16 protein-coding genes are annotated in these 18,082 nt (G+C 52.2%); 11 read left to right on the top strand and 5 right to left on the bottom strand.

Going from position 1 to position 18,082, the window contains the following annotated elements; translation table 11 throughout:
• Nucleotides 1-121: 121 nt before the first annotated feature.
• Both EPA93_RS46900 and EPA93_RS46895 read left to right on the top strand, forming a co-directional pair.
• Nucleotides 122-1,516, top strand: a complete 1,395-nt coding sequence (locus EPA93_RS46900) for a transposase (RefSeq protein ID WP_129891656.1) — start codon at nucleotides 122-124, stop codon at nucleotides 1,514-1,516.
• A 633-nt stretch (nucleotides 1,517-2,149) separates the two neighbouring features.
• On the top strand, nucleotides 2,150-2,563 hold the full coding sequence (locus EPA93_RS46895) for an NUDIX hydrolase (RefSeq protein ID WP_129894163.1): 414 nt from the start codon (nucleotides 2,150-2,152) through the stop codon (nucleotides 2,561-2,563).
• Nucleotides 2,564-2,813: 250 nt separating this feature from the next.
• Here EPA93_RS46895 and EPA93_RS50200 read toward each other — a convergent pair whose 3' ends face one another.
• On the bottom strand, nucleotides 2,814-3,494 hold the full coding sequence (locus EPA93_RS50200) for a hypothetical protein (protein ID WP_242527283.1): 681 nt from the start codon (nucleotides 3,492-3,494) through the stop codon (nucleotides 2,814-2,816).
• 127 nt (nucleotides 3,495-3,621) lie between these two features.
• On the opposite strand from EPA93_RS50200, the gene EPA93_RS50195 reads away from it, so the two are divergent.
• Complete coding sequence (locus EPA93_RS50195) at nucleotides 3,622-4,005, top strand: hypothetical protein (protein ID WP_242527282.1); 384 nt, start codon at nucleotides 3,622-3,624, stop codon at nucleotides 4,003-4,005.
• A 349-nt stretch (nucleotides 4,006-4,354) separates the two neighbouring features.
• Here the strand turns inward: EPA93_RS50195 and EPA93_RS50190 are convergent, their stop codons facing one another.
• Nucleotides 4,355-4,741 carry a hypothetical protein gene (locus tag EPA93_RS50190; protein ID WP_242527281.1) on the bottom strand — a complete coding sequence of 129 codons (387 nt, stop codon included), beginning with the start codon at nucleotides 4,739-4,741 and terminating at the stop codon, nucleotides 4,355-4,357.
• 381 nt (nucleotides 4,742-5,122) lie between these two features.
• Here EPA93_RS50190 and EPA93_RS46885 point away from each other — a divergent pair, with 381 nt between their 5' ends.
• The 7 genes from EPA93_RS46885 (at nucleotide 5,123) to EPA93_RS46855 (ending at nucleotide 13,433) form a co-directional block, all read left to right on the top strand.
• Nucleotides 5,123-5,944, top strand: coding sequence for an alpha/beta fold hydrolase (locus EPA93_RS46885; RefSeq protein ID WP_129894162.1), 822 nt, complete (start codon nucleotides 5,123-5,125; stop codon nucleotides 5,942-5,944).
• Between the two features lie 369 nt (nucleotides 5,945-6,313).
• Nucleotides 6,314-7,207, top strand: a complete 894-nt coding sequence (locus EPA93_RS46880) for a MerR family transcriptional regulator (RefSeq protein WP_129894161.1) — start codon at nucleotides 6,314-6,316, stop codon at nucleotides 7,205-7,207.
• A 115-nt stretch (nucleotides 7,208-7,322) separates the two neighbouring features.
• Entirely contained in the window at nucleotides 7,323-8,603 is a 1,281-nt protein-coding gene (locus tag EPA93_RS46875; protein ID WP_129894160.1) for an aspartate aminotransferase family protein, read from the top strand.
• Between the two features lie 47 nt (nucleotides 8,604-8,650).
• Nucleotides 8,651-10,162 (top strand): CoA-acylating methylmalonate-semialdehyde dehydrogenase, encoded by a 1,512-nt coding sequence (locus EPA93_RS46870; protein WP_129894159.1) that lies wholly within the window; start codon nucleotides 8,651-8,653, stop codon nucleotides 10,160-10,162.
• A 536-nt stretch (nucleotides 10,163-10,698) separates the two neighbouring features.
• Nucleotides 10,699-10,902 (top strand): hypothetical protein, encoded by a 204-nt coding sequence (locus EPA93_RS46865; protein WP_129894158.1) that lies wholly within the window; start codon nucleotides 10,699-10,701, stop codon nucleotides 10,900-10,902.
• Nucleotides 10,899-12,359, top strand: a complete 1,461-nt coding sequence (locus tag EPA93_RS46860; RefSeq protein WP_129894157.1) for a sodium:solute symporter family protein — start codon at nucleotides 10,899-10,901, stop codon at nucleotides 12,357-12,359. Before EPA93_RS46865 ends, EPA93_RS46860 begins: the two co-directional genes overlap by 4 nt.
• Before the next feature lie 270 nt (nucleotides 12,360-12,629).
• Nucleotides 12,630-13,433: a carbon-nitrogen hydrolase family protein gene (locus tag EPA93_RS46855; protein ID WP_129894156.1), complete on the top strand. Its 804-nt coding sequence runs from the start codon at nucleotides 12,630-12,632 to the stop codon at nucleotides 13,431-13,433.
• Between the two features lie 122 nt (nucleotides 13,434-13,555).
• Here the strand turns inward: EPA93_RS46855 and EPA93_RS46850 are convergent, their stop codons facing one another.
• The 3 genes from EPA93_RS46850 to EPA93_RS46840 all read right to left on the bottom strand — a co-directional run bounded on the left by EPA93_RS46850 (nucleotide 13,556) and on the right by EPA93_RS46840 (nucleotide 16,848).
• Nucleotides 13,556-14,422 (bottom strand): class I SAM-dependent methyltransferase, encoded by an 867-nt coding sequence (locus tag EPA93_RS46850; protein ID WP_129894155.1) that lies wholly within the window; start codon nucleotides 14,420-14,422, stop codon nucleotides 13,556-13,558.
• 173 nt (nucleotides 14,423-14,595) lie between these two features.
• Nucleotides 14,596-16,617 carry a beta-galactosidase trimerization domain-containing protein gene (locus tag EPA93_RS46845; RefSeq protein WP_129894154.1) on the bottom strand — a complete coding sequence of 674 codons (2,022 nt, stop codon included), beginning with the start codon at nucleotides 16,615-16,617 and terminating at the stop codon, nucleotides 14,596-14,598.
• 18 nt (nucleotides 16,618-16,635) lie between these two features.
• Nucleotides 16,636-16,848 carry a hypothetical protein gene (locus EPA93_RS46840; RefSeq protein WP_129894153.1) on the bottom strand — a complete coding sequence of 71 codons (213 nt, stop codon included), beginning with the start codon at nucleotides 16,846-16,848 and terminating at the stop codon, nucleotides 16,636-16,638.
• A 480-nt stretch (nucleotides 16,849-17,328) separates the two neighbouring features.
• On the opposite strand from EPA93_RS46840, the gene EPA93_RS46835 reads away from it, so the two are divergent.
• The gene (locus EPA93_RS46835) at nucleotides 17,329-18,078 is read left to right on the top strand and encodes a FadR/GntR family transcriptional regulator (protein WP_129894152.1); all 750 of its coding nucleotides are present in this window, start codon (nucleotides 17,329-17,331) and stop codon (nucleotides 18,076-18,078) included.
• The last annotated feature ends 4 nt before the right edge of the window (nucleotides 18,079-18,082 follow it).

Genomic DNA, 18,082 nt, shown 5'->3' with positions numbered 1-18,082 from the left:
ACTCGTGAGGAAGTAAAAGACGAGGAGAACCCAAAAAGGGTGAAAACGAGACAAAACAGACCTCTTACGCTAGACTGTGAAAAACAAAGCATACAGACGGCGTAGGAGGTCATTGCTATCAATGCAGTATGACATACTTGAAGAAAAGGAACAAGCCTGCCAGCAGGTATCGCAGCAAGTAGCGCAAGAACTCGAAAGCTTTCTTACTCCCCTCTTAATCGTCCTGGATCACTTGCTGGACAAGCGACTTGTGCGAACATTTTTGCAATGTTGTCTTGCTATCATGCGTTTCAGGAGTAGCAAACAAGCGCTGCTTTTAAGTGAGTTGGGAGCCTATCTTGATGGGATACGGGGGCTTTCGCTATCAGCTCCTGCAGGGACGAAGAGAGTGGGAAACCTGCTTCGTTCGATCAAATGGACAGTAAGCTCCATTGACCAATTTTTGCTGGAGGAAGCAGATCAAGAAGTAAAGTTGCTCAAAGCGCAAGGAAAAAGGATCTTGTGCATTTGGGATGGCAGCGTCGTCGAGAAACCAGAAAGTCGAGCTGCAGAAGGATTATGTCCAGTCACCTCAAGCAAAGCGAAACGACTGGGCAGATCAAGAAAAGGACTCGTTTTTAATATGCCAGCAAAACGACCTGTCATGGTGGCCGGACTGCAGTGGACAGGGGCAGTAATTGCAGGGATGGAAAAGACGGTCAAAGTAGCATTCATGAGTTGGTGGACCACCAAAGGGGACTATGCAACGAAAATGAGAACACAGGAAGAAGTGTTACTTCGTAGATGTGTAAGGAAATGGGGCGATCAGCTCACCCATGTGTTTGACCGGGGATATGCCTCTGGCCCATGGCTTCAGTTACTTCAAGCACTTCGGGTGAAGTTCGTGATTCGCTGGAAGAAAGGGCATTATTTCCGCGATGCCAAAGGGGCACAAAGGAAATTGTGGCAAATCGGACAAGGAAAACGCTATGTAGGGCACAAGCTCCTTTTTGATCTCCAAACGGGGGCCAAGCTTCCTTGCGACATTTGGTGGGCACCGGTCTGGCATCCAAGCTTCTCCTACCAGTTGTATGTTGTCAAAGTTCGGGTGCGAAAGAAGGTTTGGTATCTGATCACAAATGAGAGAATCACGAAGGAAGAACAGGCATGGGAGATTGTTTTCCTCTACCGCAGGCGTTGGCAGATTGAAACCAGTTTTCGTTATGAAAAAAGCGAATTGGCGCTGGAGAGTCCACGTATCTGGAGCTTTGAAAATCGCCTCAAACTCCTTGGGATCGTGACGCTGGTCTATTCTTTTCTGCTTCATCTGCTCAATCCGATCTACAGGGATCTGGTTCAATCTGCTCTGCATCTCCAGTGCCATCGAACCGGAAAGAGATACCAGCAGACGCTCGTACCTCTTTATCGACTTCGATGGGCTCTCAGCCGTTTATGGGAGAAAGCTCATCTTACTCTTCAATGGCTTTCTTCCCCTCCTCATGAAGTTTTACGACAGTTGTTGGCTGTCTCGGGCTAGCGATGCTTCCCGAAAATTCGGGATGAGTCATATATATTAATAACCATAACTCTCTAAAAATTAATATAATCATTTTAATATTAGGACTCCTGCTAGACCCGAGCGTGCTACTAGCCCTCTCCAGGGTCCTCCTGTTCGTCGGTATTCCTCTGGGGATATGGAACTTCAAAGGGGTTCACGCCAAGGATCAGGAGCAATCCAGTCTCAGCCTCTAACTGCAGCTTGTTGACCCCGGCAAATGAGGAAAATCTTGCACCATATGGCACATTGGAAACATGCAAGTCTCATTTCAAGAAGCACAATTACCTTTCTTGCGCTCCATTAAAGAAGGAACATCAAGAGCCGAGACTACCAAATCTTTCCCGGGGTCACTGGCAGCCATCAAACACTCCTTCAAAGCTCACTGAGATGCTTCATCCTTTCCACATTTTTCCCACGGGTTGTGCAACGAGTCTGAAAAAATGCTGATTGGTGGCCTGTGAGGAAACGGGAAGGCGGAAGTCAGCTCTGGGCAGATGGGATATGATATAATCTGAGCAAAAACGAGGTATGCCCTTGAACTCATTGCATATCTCCCTCAAACCAGACAGTAGGTCCATGATGCTGGTACAATAAAACCAAGTGAGGAATAACATGGTAGAGTCAGTTGCAGATGTGCTCGTTGTAGAAAACAACAAAGTACTGTTAGTACAGCAGAAACAACAGTATGCCTACGGCTTGTGGGGTTTTCCTGGTGGTCATCTTGAGCCGGGTGAAACCTCTCAGGAGGCAGTCGTACGGGAGATTCAAGAAGAGCTTGGTGCAGTGCTCATGCAAGTCAAACCGTTCAAGGTGACCCGCATTGAGCTGCCAAGTGGAATGCTTGAACTCAACACATTCACCGGTGTACTACGTGGCCCCGTCGTCCTAGAGGACCACGAACTCATGGCCTACGGTTGGTTCAGCCTCGAATCGCTCCAAACAATGCAAAAGAAGCTCCGGCTCCCAATCCTGTTAGAGTATGCCCGAGAGTTACTTACATCTCCTCTACCCACCGCAGACAAATAAGCAAACAGGCGAAATCTACCATGGCCTAGAACATACACTTCTTGCGTTCGTAACGGTGAGAAGTGGCAATCTCATGGATGTGGCAGGAGCCTACATGGGTCTGGAGAAGCTGAACTTGCTCTGAGCCAAAACCCACGCGCAAGAGGGAACAACTCTGGAGAACCAGGCGGAAAAGAGCACGAGCGGGTTTCACACGGAAGAGGAGATCCATCCGAGGAGAGGGAATGTCAAGGTGCGACGCCCGCAAGCTTCAAGCTGCCGCTAATCCGAGCGAGGTCGCAACGTGCTCTGGGACACCAAACAGTCGGATCGTTACCTGCCCAGAAGTTTTGGAACGGACATTGCGAGCCAGCCGTTCTGCCCAGGAGAACCGAGAATGAGCACGCGAGGCCCTCGAAAGGAGTACTGGCAGCTTCTCTTGAGGAGGCCGGGGGATCTCGGAAAGCGTCACTTCAACTCGTTGATGACGCAGTAACTGCATACAAGAGTGTCGATGTTCTCTGCGACTCCAATCCCTCCAGAGCAGCGGCTCTTTCCCAACGGCGAGCGGGTGCAGGAGCACACTCACCTGGCGCGGCTTTGCGGTGGTGTTCCCATTCCATTGGCATTGTTCGCGCAGTGGACAGGGACGACAGTTGCGGATGCTGGCGGCATACACGACGCGCAAACTGCCATCAGCTTCTCGGCGTCGTTCCTGGACGAGCAGATGGTTGCCAGCCGGACACCGCAGCGTCCCATCAGGCTGGAGAGGAAAATCAGCTCCGGTGAAACGACCGGTTTTGAAGGAGGTAGCGGTAGGAGGTAGGCCGTATCCCGAGGCGGGAGCCGATGAGACCGGATGGGCGGCAGCCTGCTCACGAGTTTGCGGGAGGGCAGGAGCAAATTCGGTGATGCGCAGCGGCGTCGGTTCCAACTGATGCCCCAATTCCAAACGCAGATTCCATACCCGACTTCGAGATCAGTTGCCAGCACTCCTGTCCCCAGGCCGAATGACTGCACCATCGGTCCGGGTTCTGCTCTCTGCCTTCGTCTGAAAGCACGGGCTCAAAAGCGCCACGATGCAAATACAACTCCACCACATCGCAGGCGGTGAAGGCGGGTTGCGGCAGATTCGTGAAGAACAGTTCGTAGACCACACCTGCTCGTGTGACGCCCACGGGACTCTTCTTCTTCCCTGCGGGATGGGTGGCTACGATCACGCGACAGGGCACGCCATCAGGTCCGACCGGGATCGCGGGACAATCGTAGAGGCTACGCACCATCAGGCTTTCGGGGCGCTGCTGGAACTGATCAGAGGGGAGGTGCAGACGCGCCTGAACGAGTGGGTGATCGAGCAGGCGATAGTCCTTGCCACGGGTCACAAACGTGAACCCAGCGAGATCGGCAAGCACGGCCCCATTGCCATATTGTCCATCGAGTCTGAGCAGTGTGCGTTCCTGTGAGATCTGGTGAGTCGCCAGGTACCGACCAATAGCCACCAACCCCTTGCGTAATTCCTCGCGATAGCGCCCTTTCCCGCGATTGCCAAAACTGCCGAGCCACTGGTAACTAGGCGCCTGCGATACTGTTGTCCGTGTCCTGACCACCTCCCCACGTTTGCGACCCAGGTAGCCGGGAGCACACACGTCATCCAACCGGCGAGAAGGCGGAGGAAGGTCATCCGTCTAGGGTAAGGCGCGTTGGCGGGCAGCTTCCCGCGTGCCATCGATGTCAAACACCCTCCAGGTATTTCCCACGCGATCCACCAGCCCTCCGGTTTGTTTGTCGGGCCTGAGGGGGCGAGCGAGCAGATCATCGAGAAAGAGCGTGGAGAGCCGCCTCGACTGGCGCTTCCGTCAACGCTGCTAAAAAGCGCGAGAGCGCTGCGCGGGACGGCAAGCGATCCCGCTCAAACAGGGCCATGAATGGGACGGCAAACGGCTGGAGGCTCTCGTAGAACTCTTCCAGCGTGCGCTCGCCGCTGATTGCGTAGCCAAAGAGGACGGCGAGAAAATCGAGGATCTCGTAGCGGCCAAAACGCTTCCGTGCAAAGCGCACCTGCTCTGTGATCTTGCTGAGAATCCCTTGCGTGCAAAGATGCCTGCTTATCACCAAGGCCTCGCCAAACCAGCACGGGGGTGAGGGGTTGGACTCCGAAGTCGCCTGGATTTTTACCGACGTGTCAGCGATACTGGTCATGTTTACCTCCTTGTTGAGAAGCTTGCGTGCTTTCTCTTTCAAGGAGGCATATTTCTGCGCCTATTGGCTACTGGTCACGGCTCGTTGCGCAAGTCGTGGGTTTTTCCAGTTCTTCTACTCTCGGCACATGCGCTACTATCAGCTCCGGGGTCAGATTAGCGCAACAGTATAGCTTGACCTGGGGAACTTAGCAGGCTATAATAGGCACCTATCAAATAGAAAAAGCTGAAAGGAGGTGCATAGATATGATTTCGGCACAGATTCTACATGGAGGCCAGACTATGCACCTCGCACGTACCCAGGTGTAAGTCTGCCCCATTAACCACATCTTCATTCTTAGATCAACAAACAGCCTTTTATTTCCTGATAAGGAGTTCTTTTGTGGCAGAATTTGCATCAAAAACTGGCTTTCTAGAGATCCAGAAAGCCCCGCTTTACTACGAAGTTGCCGGTCAAGGTCCCGCCTTGCTCCTATTGCATGCTGGCGTGGCCGATAGCCGGATGTGGGATGAACAATTTCCAAGCTTTGCGCAGCATTATCGCGCTCTTCGCTACGATCTCAGAGGCTTTGGCAAATCACAATATCCCGCCGCCCCATTTGCCAATCATGCCGATCCAGCAGAACTGCTCAAGCACCTTGGCCTTGCTCAGGCTCATATCGTTGCGGCCTCCTGGGGAGGCAAGATTGCCCTTGACTTTGCGCTCACTCATCAAGAAATGGTTTCCTCGCTTATTCTGGTAGCAGCCAATATCGGCGGCTATGAACCTCCCGAAGACGAGGTGCGTTTCGGCGAACAAGAAGAGCAGCTTATAGCAAGTGGCGATCTAGAAGGAGCAACTGAGCTGAATCTGCGTATGTGGGTAGATGGACCATTGCGCAAGCCTGAGCAGGTAAATCCACGAGTGCGGCAGCGCGTATACGATATGCAATATCAGGCTTTTATCAATCCTGTACCCGATGGCGCAGAGCTACTGAACATAGATCCGCCGGCCAATCAACGTTTGTCAGAAATTCAAGTCCCCACACTCATCATCAATGGAGATCTAGATACTCCGGGTATGCTAGCTCGTGCTCAACACCTGGCAACCCATATTCCTAAAGCACAACACGTGACCATAGCCGGAACCGCTCACCTGCCCAGCATGGAAAAGCCAGAGGAATTCCTGCAAATTGTCATGAATTTCTTACGTGAGCGTGCCTGAGTTCAAGCTATGCTTGGCTAGCAGCTAATCATGGGGGATCATCTGTGCTCATCCATAAGACGCGTTTTCACGATCTGCACAGGATCTCCCACAGGCACAACACCTGAAATTTCGCCAGGCATACTATCGACCAAAGCTGAGCCAATGTGCACAAGAAAAACACTGCCTACCAGCCCTATATGTCCGCCGTACAGCTCATCACATGTGCTATCATGATAGCAATAAATAAAGAAGCGCTTGTTGAGGCCCGGCTACTCATGAATAGCTATGTAGCCATCAGGGTAGCCTTTCGCCGCTTTTCCTGCCCGAGAAGGCCAGCTCAGGTAGTAGTAGACACAACACGTAGCATCTGGTTCGACTGGAGGAAGCATGCATTCAGAACCCCACATCGAGGAGGGAACAACAGCCGGGGAACATCTCTATTCGATTGGAGAAATCGCGCGTCTCACGGGAGTCTCCCAGGGGCTCTTGCGTTTATGGGAGCGCGAGGGACTGATTAGCCCACAGAGAACGCCTGGCGGTCATCGCTATTATAGCTTTGATGACCTGGCTCGGCTGCGCCAGATTACCCATCTGAGGCGCGTCGAGGGGTTAAATACAGCGGCCATACGACGCGAGCTAGGCAGCGCCGAAAAGACGATTGCCAGCGAGACAACCGAGAATGAACTTAATCTGGGCCTGCGCCTGCGTGCCCTCCGTATCGAGCAAAGCCTTTCACTAGCAGAGATCGCCGAGCGAACCGGGCTTTCTATCTCTTTTCTGAGCGCGGTTGAACGCGGACAGTCGAGTATCTCGCTCGGCAACCTTTTCAAGCTGGCCGATGCCTATGGCACTACAGTGCCCGGGCTCAGCTCGGAGCACCGTGGCAAGCACAATAGCAATATGCTTCATCCCGAGGATCGCCCACGCTTTGTAGCGAATCATGGTCTGGTTGTCATCGAAGATCTCATTACTAGATCGGGCGCCCTGGAAGCTCAGCGTATCGAGATTCAGCCCGGGGGCGGAAGCGAAGAGCCCTATGCCCATCCTGGGGAAGAATTTATCTACATCATCGCGGGACAGCTTGAATTCTGGATTAATGGAAACGACCATTACAACTTGCAGACCGGCGACTCACTCTACTTCTTCAGCACCCAGCTCCATCACTGGCGCAACACAAGCGATAGCCCGGCTACAGTTTTATGGATTAATGTGCCAATTGTAGACATATCGGGGAGCAATGAGCGCCACATAGCCCGCCAGCGCGCCCACGAAATTTGCTAGAACTATATACAAGTCTCCGTAATAGCCATTGACAACCGCGCCGATCATGCTGTACAGTTAATCTATAGGAAATCTGTAGATTTACTGGAAACAATTGAGGAAGCAGAGGTACGACATGGACACGAAGGAAAAGTATGCTCAGTATGTAAACACAAGCTTCGTCAAGTCAGTCGAGCCGGTAGTTGTAGAGCGCGCCGCAGGGGCCGAGGTACACGCAGCCGATGGCAAAACCTACCTTGACTGTTTTGCCGGTATTGCCGTTGTCAATGCCGGACATGTGCATCCACGTATCGCAGAGGCCGCCAAGGCCCAAATTGATCAGCTTATTCATGCCGCTTCCTATATTTACTATGTTCCCACAGTTGCCGATCTTGCTGAAACTCTGGCGCGCATCACGCCGGGGGCGCTACAAAAGAGCTTCTTCTGTAATTCAGGTGCGGAAGCCATAGAGGGAGCGCTGCGCCTGGCAAAAATCGCGACGGGCAAGCGCGAGATCATTGCCCTGCAAATGGCCTTCCATGGACGTACTTATGCGACCCTTTCAATAACTGGCAACAAAGCCAGGAAAACACGCGGCGGTCCCTATATGCCCGGGGTGGCCTTTGCGCCCGCCCCTTATTGCTATCGTTGCCCGCTAAAATTGCAGCCCGAATCCTGTGGCCTGGCTTGCGCTGACGCGGTTGAGGATGTCATCAAGTATCAGACCAGCGATGACGTCGCCGCCTTTATTGTCGAGCCAGTGCTTGGAGAAGCCGGGCTCATCCCGCTTCCAGATGGCTATCTTGCTCGTGTACAGGAAATACTCAAGCGCCATGGCATCCTACTGCTGGTAGACGAAGTGCAGACAGGCTTTGGACGCACAGGCAAGCTTTTTGCAATAGAGCACCATCCTGGCGTTGAGCCAGATATGATGGCTATGGCCAAAGGTATTGCCGCAGGCTTCCCGCTTGGCGCCTTTATCGCTCCGGCCGCCCTTGCCGATAACTTTCTCCCCGGCGAGCATTTAAGCACGTTTGGAGGAAATCCAGTATCCTGTGCTGCCGCCCTGGCCAATATCGCGGTACTGCAGGAGGAGCATCTCGTTGAGCATGCCGCCGAATTGGGTAACTGGGCGCTTGGGGAGCTCAAGCAGCTTCAGGAGAAGCATGTTCTAATCGGCGACGTGCGAGGGCAAGGCCTGATGATCGGAATAGAGCTAGTCAAGGATCGCACAACTAAACAACCGGCCACAGCAGAAGCGGCCCGCGTGCGTGCCTTTTGCCGCGAAGCTGGTGTCCTCATCGGCGTCGGTGGTCAGGATGGCAACGTGCTGCGCTTACAGCCGCCACTGCTTATCACACAGGAGCAGCTAGCTCACGCCATCAACACCATTTCCCAGGCGCTCACTGCCTGCTAAGGTTGCAAGAGCAATAATTTCATAAGATAAACAAAGGAGCAACGACCATGGTTTCGCCAAGTCAATCCCAGCTCAAGACTCTCCGCAATTACGTGGGGGGTCAATGGGTAGATGCCGAAACAAAGGAGACGCTGCCTGTTCATAATCCGGCTACGGATGAAGTTCTGGCCCAGGTCCCCTTGAGCAACAAAGCCGATGTAGATGCCGCCGTCGAGACTGCAGCAAAGGCCTTCCCTTCCTGGCGCGCTACCCCTCCGCAGGAACGCGCACGTTATTTCTTCAAGCTGCGACAACTCCTTGAAGCGCATCAGGACGAACTAGCCCGCCTGATTACCACAGAAATGGGCAAAACCCTTGATGATGCTCGTGGCGAAGTACTGCGCGGCATCGAAAACGTTGAGACCGCCTGCGGCATTCCTTCCCTCATGATGGGCTATGGCTTAGAAGATGGTGCCGCGCGCGGCATCGACGAAGAGGTGATTTTCCAGCCACTGGGCGTCTTCGCAGCTATCACACCCTTCAATTTCCCCTTTATGATCTCCTTCTGGTTTTGGCCTTATGCTGTTGCAGCCGGTAATACATTTATCGTCAAGCCTTCAGAACAAGACCCGATTGTCCAACAGCGCGTCTTCGAACTGATCGATCAAGTTGGCTTTCCTCCTGGCGTGATCAATCTCGTGAATGGCGGAAAGGAAACTGTAAACACGCTTCTCGACCATCCTCGCATCAAGGGTATTTCGTTTGTGGGCTCCAGCCAGACTGCGGCCTATGTCTATGCGCGTGCCTCGGCAAGCGGTAAACGGGTTCAGGCCTCGGGCGGCGCCAAAAACGCTATTGTGATCATGCCCGATGCCAATCTTGATTCGTATCTCTCGACGATCATGAACTCCTGCTTCGGCGCTTCCGGTCAGCGCTGCCTGGCAAACTCGCTGATCCTACCGGTAGCCGGTGCCCACGAGACAGCGCGTCAGCGCCTGGTTGAGGCAGCTTCACGGCTCCGCATTGGCAACGGGCTACAGCCAGAAACAGAGCTGGGTCCCGTCGTCTCTGCAGCCGCGCGAGACCGGATCTTCACAGCAATCACCAATGGCATAGAAGAAGGTGCGCAGGCCGCCCTCGATGGCCGCACAGTCTCGGTACCAGATTATCCAAAGGGTTACTTTGTAGGTCCAACTATCCTCGATGCAGTAACGCCCCAGATGCATGTTTACAAAGAAGAGATCTTCGGGCCAGTCGTTGGCATGACTCCTGTAGGCAGCTTGAATGAAGCCATTGAGCTGATTAACGCCAACGAATATGGCAATGCTGCCTCGATTTTTACCAGCAGCGGTTACGCAGCTCGCGAGTTCCGCTACCGTGTAGAAACCGGCAATGTTGGCATCAACGTCGGTGTGGCAGCGCCCATGGCCTACTTCCCCTTTAGCGGTGCAAAGCGCTCATTCTTTGGCGCCCTCCATCCGCAGAGCCGCGATGCCATCCGCTTCTATACAGAAAGTAAAGTTGTGATTACCCGCTGGACCGAAGGCGACCGTAGCCCGGTAACCGGTGTCGGCCGCTAATTGCCCACTTTGCGCCCAACCGAATGGCTCTCTTTCCTAAGAAAGGGGGCCATTTCTTCTGTTTCAGCTCCTCTCCTCTGTCAGATCCAATGTATGATTTCTCCAACAACACCCGATAGATCAGCTTTCATCCCCTTGCCTTCTATTCCTCGCCTATACTTCAGTTTGAGGATACTTCTCCATTGTACAGAAAGCGCCGCATGAGGAAGGAATTAACCTGAAAACAAACGAACGGCAATACAATCCTCCCAATTATCTGCTATACTACTATACAAGGGATATGCATAAGCTGATGCATTCAGCGGAGAAATCTTTAAATTTTAGTTTGCCCGCAGGAGATGCTTCCAGATAGGCCAGACTCTGCCATACATACAGAAGCTTCTATTGCCGCACGCTCTGAAGCCGCTCCGCTCGAAGCAGAATCGCGCCTTCTGCTCACTCGCCCAGATGCACCACATAACAGCGAGATTGCATTCCTGAAACGTTACCCTCATAATTCGTTCTATCATTCTCTCTCAGAGAAGGAGGGCCGCAAATTGAAAACCCCCACCTGGGTCATCGTCTTCCTGCCCTACATTTTCATGCTTGTGGGCGCACCTTTTTTCAACAACGATGGCTTTATTCTTGGCCTGCCATCGCTTGCCTTCTGGGTTTTACTCTGGGTCATCCTGACTCCCGTCTGCATCGGTATCTACGATATCATCACTCACCGCTCTCATAAGGAGGGTACAGTAGCATGAATGTAGCCCTTATCATCACAGCAGCTATTGTTATTCTCGCCTTTATTCTAGGTATGCTCTCAGGCCGCAAAGTAAAAATGAATCTAGAGCAGTGGTCTGTAGGAGGACGCAACTTCGGCACGCTACTGCTCTGGCTCCTGATGGCGGGAGAAATCTACACCACCTTCACCTTCCTTGGTGCTTCGGGCTATGCCTATCTCAATGGTGGGCCTGTCTTTTACATCCTGGGCTATGGTGCATTAGCCTATGCCGTCTCTTACTTTCTGCTTCCCCCCATCTGGCGCTATGCAAAGGAGCATGGGCTGATTACACAGTCCGACTATTTTGTAAAACGCTTTCAAAGTCCCTGGCTTGGGGTGCTGACGGCGGTGGTCGGCGTGGCCTTCATGATTCCCTATACAGAGCTCCAGTTAGCCGGCCTGGGTACTATCATCCAGATCAGCACAGGTGAGGCAATTCCGACATCCTGGAGCCTGATCATTGCTAGCGTCCTGACGGCTGTCTTTGTTTACGCTTCAGGCTTACGTTCCACGGCCTGGATCTCGGTGCTAAAAGATATCCTGATGATCGTCGTCGTTCTGATCATCGGCATTGGTTTGCCCCTTTACTATTTTGGCTCATTCGGCAATATGTTCGCAGCCGTACATCAGGCCCATCCCCATTTTCTCTCCTTGCCAGGAGGCTCAAAAAATCTGGGGATAGGCTGGTTTATCACAACCCTTATCCTGACCAGCCTGGGATTTTTTATGTGGCCGCATGCCTTTGGGGCTGTGTATTCATCTAAGTCTGAGCGCGCCATTCAGAAGAATGCAATCTTTCTGCCGATCTATCAGATCTTGCTCATGCTTATCTTTTTCGTCGGCTTCACAGCACTACTAATCGTACCTGGCCTCAAGGGCAGCGCTTCTAACGGCGCCCTCCTGGTCCTTTCCGTCAAAGCGGAGCCGAGCTGGCTTGTGGGCTTGATCGGAGGCGCTGGGGCTTTAACTGCGATGGTGCCTGCAAGTTTGATCCTCCTCCAGGCAGCAACGCTTGTATCTCGCAACATCTATCAAGCTGTCATTCGACCGGAAGCCAGTGAGGAAACTGTGCATCTGCTGGCCCGCATTCTCGTGCTTGTGCTTACCGCTGTTACGCTCTACTTTGCCCTGTTTGCGCCCAATTTGATTGTCAATCTTTTGCTCACCGGCTACGATGGTGTCACCCAATTCTTCCCGGCCGTGGCCATGAGCCTCTTATGGCCTCAGCGAACCAACAAGATAGGTGCGGCAAGTGGCATTATTGTCGGCGTTGGGCTTGTAATGATTCTGCTCTTGACGAACCACGATCCGCTCTGGGGTGTCAATGCAGGCTTTATTGCCCTGGTCGCCAATATCGTTGTGACCGTGGTAGTAAGTCTGGCAACTACGCGCGCCGCCAGCCCGGCTATCGCCCTCCAGGAACAGGGACAGGATTAAAGGCCTGCACTTAGCCTCTACTTCGCAATCTGCTTGGAGGGGAGAAGCTACAAATGTTTCTCCCCTCATCACATCTCCTAATAAGCTCTGCGAATGGGGCTAGCAGTTCCTCGCTATGCCCAACGCGCACATTTAATCGCCAGCCCAACTTTGCCGATAGTTTTTATCGCATGCTATAATGCCCCTGAGCGCGGAGCCGCTAAGTTCGCCCAGTACATCGATCATCCTTATATACCTGGCAGTTCTTCAAACGGAGAGGAGTAGTTCTTCATGAGCACTTTAATTGCGGCAGCCCAGATGCAATCGAGTGGGATTGCAGAGGAAAATCTGGCGAAAGCGGAGGCCGCTATCCGCATCGCAGCAGCTCGCGGAGCAAAGCTGATTGTATTTCCTGAAATTTTTATGACGGGATTTCCGCCAGCCGACTTGAAGGCTGAGCTGGTCAGAAAGGCTTCTCAACCGCTTGATGGTCCTTTCGTAAGAGGTTTATCGGCTGCTGCGCGCCAGGCGGGTCTGTGGGTAATTTCGGGCATGCTGGAAACTGCTGAGGCAGATGCAAAGGCCTATAACACAACTGTCGTGCTTAACGCTCAAGGTGAGCTGGTTACCTTCTATCGCAAAACGCATCTTTTTGATGCCTTCGGCTTTAAAGAATCTGATGCTTTCGCTACAGGGGATAAGCTCTTTGAGCCGCTGGAGACGCCCTTTGGTCGCATGGGCTTATTTGTCTGTTACGAGCTACGCTTCCCAGAAGTGGCTCGCTATCAGGCAGAACGCGGGGTCGATTTCTTTATTATGCCATCGGGCTGGGTAAACGGTTCGATGAAAGAGGTACACTGGCGCCATCTGATTGTAGCCCGCGCAATCGAGAACACGGCTTATATGATTACCAGCGACCAGACAGGCGATAAGTATCTGGGCCGCTCGCTGCTCGTAGATCCGATGGGAGTCGTCCTGGCGGAGGGCTCAGAGGGCGAGGATCTTATCTACGCAGACATCAACCTCGAACGTGTGGCTGAGGTTCGTGGCAAGGTACCCTCAGTCGCCCACCGCAGATCGGAGCTCTATAGATAGCTCGCCTCATCTAAAATTGGGATCTCTTTGCTGTAAAACCGGAAGCTGCAGCCGCGCATATAACTGGCTGTAGCTTCCAATTACTGGATCGATACAATCTCTGAGAAATTTTGCACGGATACTCAGGCAGCAGGCTTTTTACCCCAAAATGTCATATAGTGCCACATTCCACAGTAATCATCTGCACGCATCTCAATGAGCATTTGCTGATATATGCGCTCAATCTCTTCCTGAGTCGCAACCCCTGCTTTCAGCAAAAACGGTTGCACTAGATAATATCCTACCTCAGCATTGCGGTAAAAATCCATCCAGGCAGGAGCATCAACGGAAACCTCAAGCGCATGAGCAGCGTGTTGGATGTCTTCATATCCGGCATCGCGTAAGAGCCGTTTCAGCACTGATGTCATACAAAAATGACGCCCATCTGAGGAAAAGCCATAACCAGCGCGCCAGAAAGCCTGACTTAACCAGGCATTGATCTGCTCAAATGCTGAACTGGTACTCACCCCAGCATCTATCATCTCGGTCAGGCGCAAGATGCCTCCGGGACGAAGGATACGCGTACATTCAGCAATAAGGGCTGGCCAGGTCTTTCTCCCAATCACGCCGACAAGAAAACGCGCGTTGACCAGATCAAACGACTGCTCCGAGAAATCCAGGGGTTGGCTGATATCCATCACGCCAAACGAGGCATTAGAGAGGCCTTGCGACTTTGCTCTGGCATTAGCATACTTGATCATAGTCTGACTAATATCAACCCCGGCTACCTCTAGAGATTGATGCGCATAGGCCACATCCAGGACCCAGCCTCCAGGCCCACAGCCTAAATCCAGCACACGCTGCCAGTCCTGCGTCTCTTCCTCCAATCCCACAAGGGCTCCTCCCATGGCCTGCGTTGTAATGCGGCCAAGATTGACCAGACGTGCCATCTCCGCCGGGCTTTCGGCATCAAGAAAATAAGTATTACCGTTTGAAGGATTGGTTGCCATATAACTATTTCCTTTTTATAGATGAAAGGAATGCATTAGTTGCACTTAAGCTCAGTATAGCAGGCTGCTTATTTATACACAAGCAGCATGGCCCAAAGACTTTAGAGCCCTGGGCCATGTTGTCAAATCCTTCGCGCTTGTAGCTTGTCTTTCTACAGCTACAACTGTCTTATTTAATTGGTATCTCCATCAAAAACGAGCATTGCATGCACATCTACGCGCGGTACGGTCACCGAAACCACGCCGGCACGCACCTCAAAGGGGAGCTGCTCCCCGCTGTGAGCCAGGAAAACGCGCGTGGTCGGCGTTGCGCGGCGCAGGTCTACCTTCACTTCATGCAGAGGCACCGGAACTTCCAGAGACTCTACAAGCGCAGGCGGTCGACGTTGTGCATGATAGTTAACCAGGTGCACAATCTGTCTCTCACTCTGCTGCATCACCGTTACTTCAGTCGTTGCCGGAGCAGTGGTCCTCACCAGAGGCTCAGGCTGTAGCAGCTCAAGACAGCGCCCAACCAGAGCTCGATAGGTTAAATTGCCATGCAACATATAGGCCCCAAAGATCGGCCCATAGATATATGCCACATTATCTGAGATAGTAACTGCAGGATAATCGGCCTTTGTTGGCTTTGGCGGTGTAAAGCGATGTGAACTGTAATGTTGCCAGGTACGATTGAAGTAGGTTTCGTAGGCCTCAGCCAGAACGCGCGTTCCGGCCCGCGGCTTGACACGCACACAGGGACCTTCATAGAGCGAATAGGCAAAATTGGGGCGTGTGGCCGGCGATTGCAAGGCTGGATCGCTCACCTTGAAATAGTCGGGCACACTCTCACAAGTGCTCTGGTAATCCACGCCCATTTCATCGGCCAGCCAGAAATTGCCATGCTCGCTATTGAGCAGCGCTTCATGCGACAATAGCAGCTTGCCGCCGCCAGCCACAAACGCCTTCAAACGCTCGACCACGCCCGGTAAGGCATGGCCCTCATCGGGCACAACGATCACATCGTATTTGCTAAAATCGGGGCAGCGTTCGGTAATCACATCAAATTGCTGATGCAATTCGAGCAACATCAGGCTTGCGCCCTCAAGTATACCTCGACCGCTATTTAATTTGGCCTTCGCAGCATTCTCTTCAAGTATCAGCAAAGCCACCTGCGAAACCGGCCTTGCATCGATACAATAGCGCTCTACAGCCTCCACCTCGCCAAAGGCCTCGCCAATGACGTCATAGACGGCCTCATTAAGCTGGGCGCGCGGATGAAGCTGATCGCCAACCGAGATCGCCCCGCCCGTCGCCAGAATACCTGCACATTCAAAGCGCAAGGCATCAGGATGCTTCAAACCACCCCAGTCAGCCCAACTCTCATGAAAACGCCCCGTCATACCAAGCATGGGCAGTCCAAAGTCACGCCCATAGCGCGACCAGAGCGGATAGAAATCATAGCCCCAGCCACCCGTAGGCAGCGATTCAATTTCAACCTGAGAATAATATTGGGCCTCATCAGCAAAGAGCAATCCCCAGCGCGAGTTAAAGAAAATGCCAGCGTGCGGCACTTTCTCACGAATGACGTTCGAGATGCGCCGCATAAAGGTGCGCGCCACTTCATTATTATGCCGCTGCCGATGCTCACTATTCTGCGGATCTAAGCCTTTGTCACGCATATCACGTAGACAATTCGTGCATAAACAACCCTCATCGTTATACAGCAAAATATCGTAGAAAAAGCCATCGCAGTCGTAGTTCGCTAGCAACTCTTCGGTCTGAGCTATCAGCTCATCGGCGTAGGCGGTATTAACGCAAAGATATGGCCAGTTAGTAAAATAGGCGTCAAATGGTCCACCACCCATCTGCCTACCATCTTTATCGATCTGCCGCCACTCGGGATGGCGCTCCGCCGCCGCAACATCCCAACACACCGAAAGATAGATAGGACAACGAATGCCCGCTCGATGGCAGGCCTCAATCTGCGCACCCAATAGATCAAACTTTAAGCTAGGATGAACTGTACCAATACGCGTTGGATAATAATTCATTCCATGATGGCATTTAGCAAATACTGTAATAGAATTCACGCGAGCCCGAGTCAAGGTCTCAATAAAATGGTCAGCATCCCAATCCGCACCTACATCTGGAATATCGGGAGAGGTATGAAAGTCCAAGTGTACCTGACGCATTGGGAAAGTAGGGAACTCCAAGGTAATATCCTCCAAAGACTAGCGGCCACCAAAGCGGGAAACCACGATGCCCTTCACATACTGGCACCGGGCAAAGATATATACCGCAATTATTAGGAAGTGGCTGCCCAGATATGCCTTACGCATAAAAACGAAGGAGATAACATAGACAAGAATAAATATTGGCCCGAATGGAGAGGTCTTTAAGATGCGCACCAATAATCCAGATGTGACCGGTACCCATAAAGCCATACCTCCTTGTGCTATGCGAGGTAAAAATACTTCACAGCAATGTGGAGCAGAGCTATCATGCCGCTTCCATGTCGAAGCTCATATAAAAGCGTAATAGCAGTTGTCCTATTTTTTCTGCGCTCCTCTGGCCATGCGACTAGCCAGCGCGTAGAGAGATACGCAACATATATCATACTCATTAATTATTGTCAAGCTTATGTAACCGCATAATCATTAGCTTGCTGGAGCGCAAGAAAGTTAAATTTTGCTCAAGTATAGCTTTCATGGCGTGAAAATCCCTTATTATCTTTCTATGCAAGCTTGATTTTAGCTTGTTACAGGGAAAACAATATGCTACAATGGAGCAGAATTGGAGGTTCTAGTGTTGTACTTCTCCAATCGTCAGACCAAATGAATCATATTTATTTATTGGCGTTCTCGGTTACCATACACTTACATGCACTGCGTGGATAGCAGATTTCTTCTCTATCAGGTGAAATAATGACACAAGCCTCTAAGAAAACGAGCAGCAGTTATCAACCGGGATACGAAACCATTGCGGCAAAAATTATTGAGCTCATTAAGGCCGGCTCTCTTCAGCCCGGGGACCGTTTGCCGACCGAGCAACGCCTCGGTGAGCAGCTCGGTGTCAGTCGTGCTATGGTGCGCGAGGCGATCAAGCTATTAACCGCCAGCGGGCATGTGCGTACCCGGCGCGGCAGTGGTATTTATGTCAATGATGGCTCGCGACCCTTTGCAACGGCTGCGATCAACCTTTCGATGCCCGTTGACCCCGAACATATGCGCGCGCTCTTTGAGTTTCGTTCCCTCCAGGAGGCGCAGACAGTCAAACTTGCTGCAGAACGTATCACCCTTGCAGAGTTACGCGGGTTAGAGCAGGCGCTCATACGCAATCGAGAGGGTGCCCTGGCCAATCATTGGGATATGTTCATTGAATACGACGACGCCTTTCACTCTGGTATTGCCAGGGCTTCACACAACCCATTTCTGCTGGAGACTGTGGAAACCGTACTGCGCTTGCAGCGCTGGACTGTCAAGATGGCAACTGGCGGTGCGCCCGGCTCGTTACTCGCCTCAGTCGATCAGCACCAGGCTATTTTCACAGCACTCAAAGATGGCAAGGCTGATGTTGCTGTCCAGGCCATGAAAGATCACATTGATGCAGTGCTACATGCCTACTTACAAGATGTACGCAGGCGATTACTGCTCGATGAAATTCTTGTAGAATAAACAG

Origin of the sequence: Ktedonosporobacter rubrisoli (genome assembly GCF_004208415.1) — a bacterium.
Taxonomy (GTDB): domain Bacteria; phylum Chloroflexota; class Ktedonobacteria; order Ktedonobacterales; family Ktedonobacteraceae; genus Ktedonosporobacter; species Ktedonosporobacter rubrisoli.
Note: the sequence above shows the minus strand (reverse complement) of the source record. Positions and strands in the feature narration are given on the sequence as shown.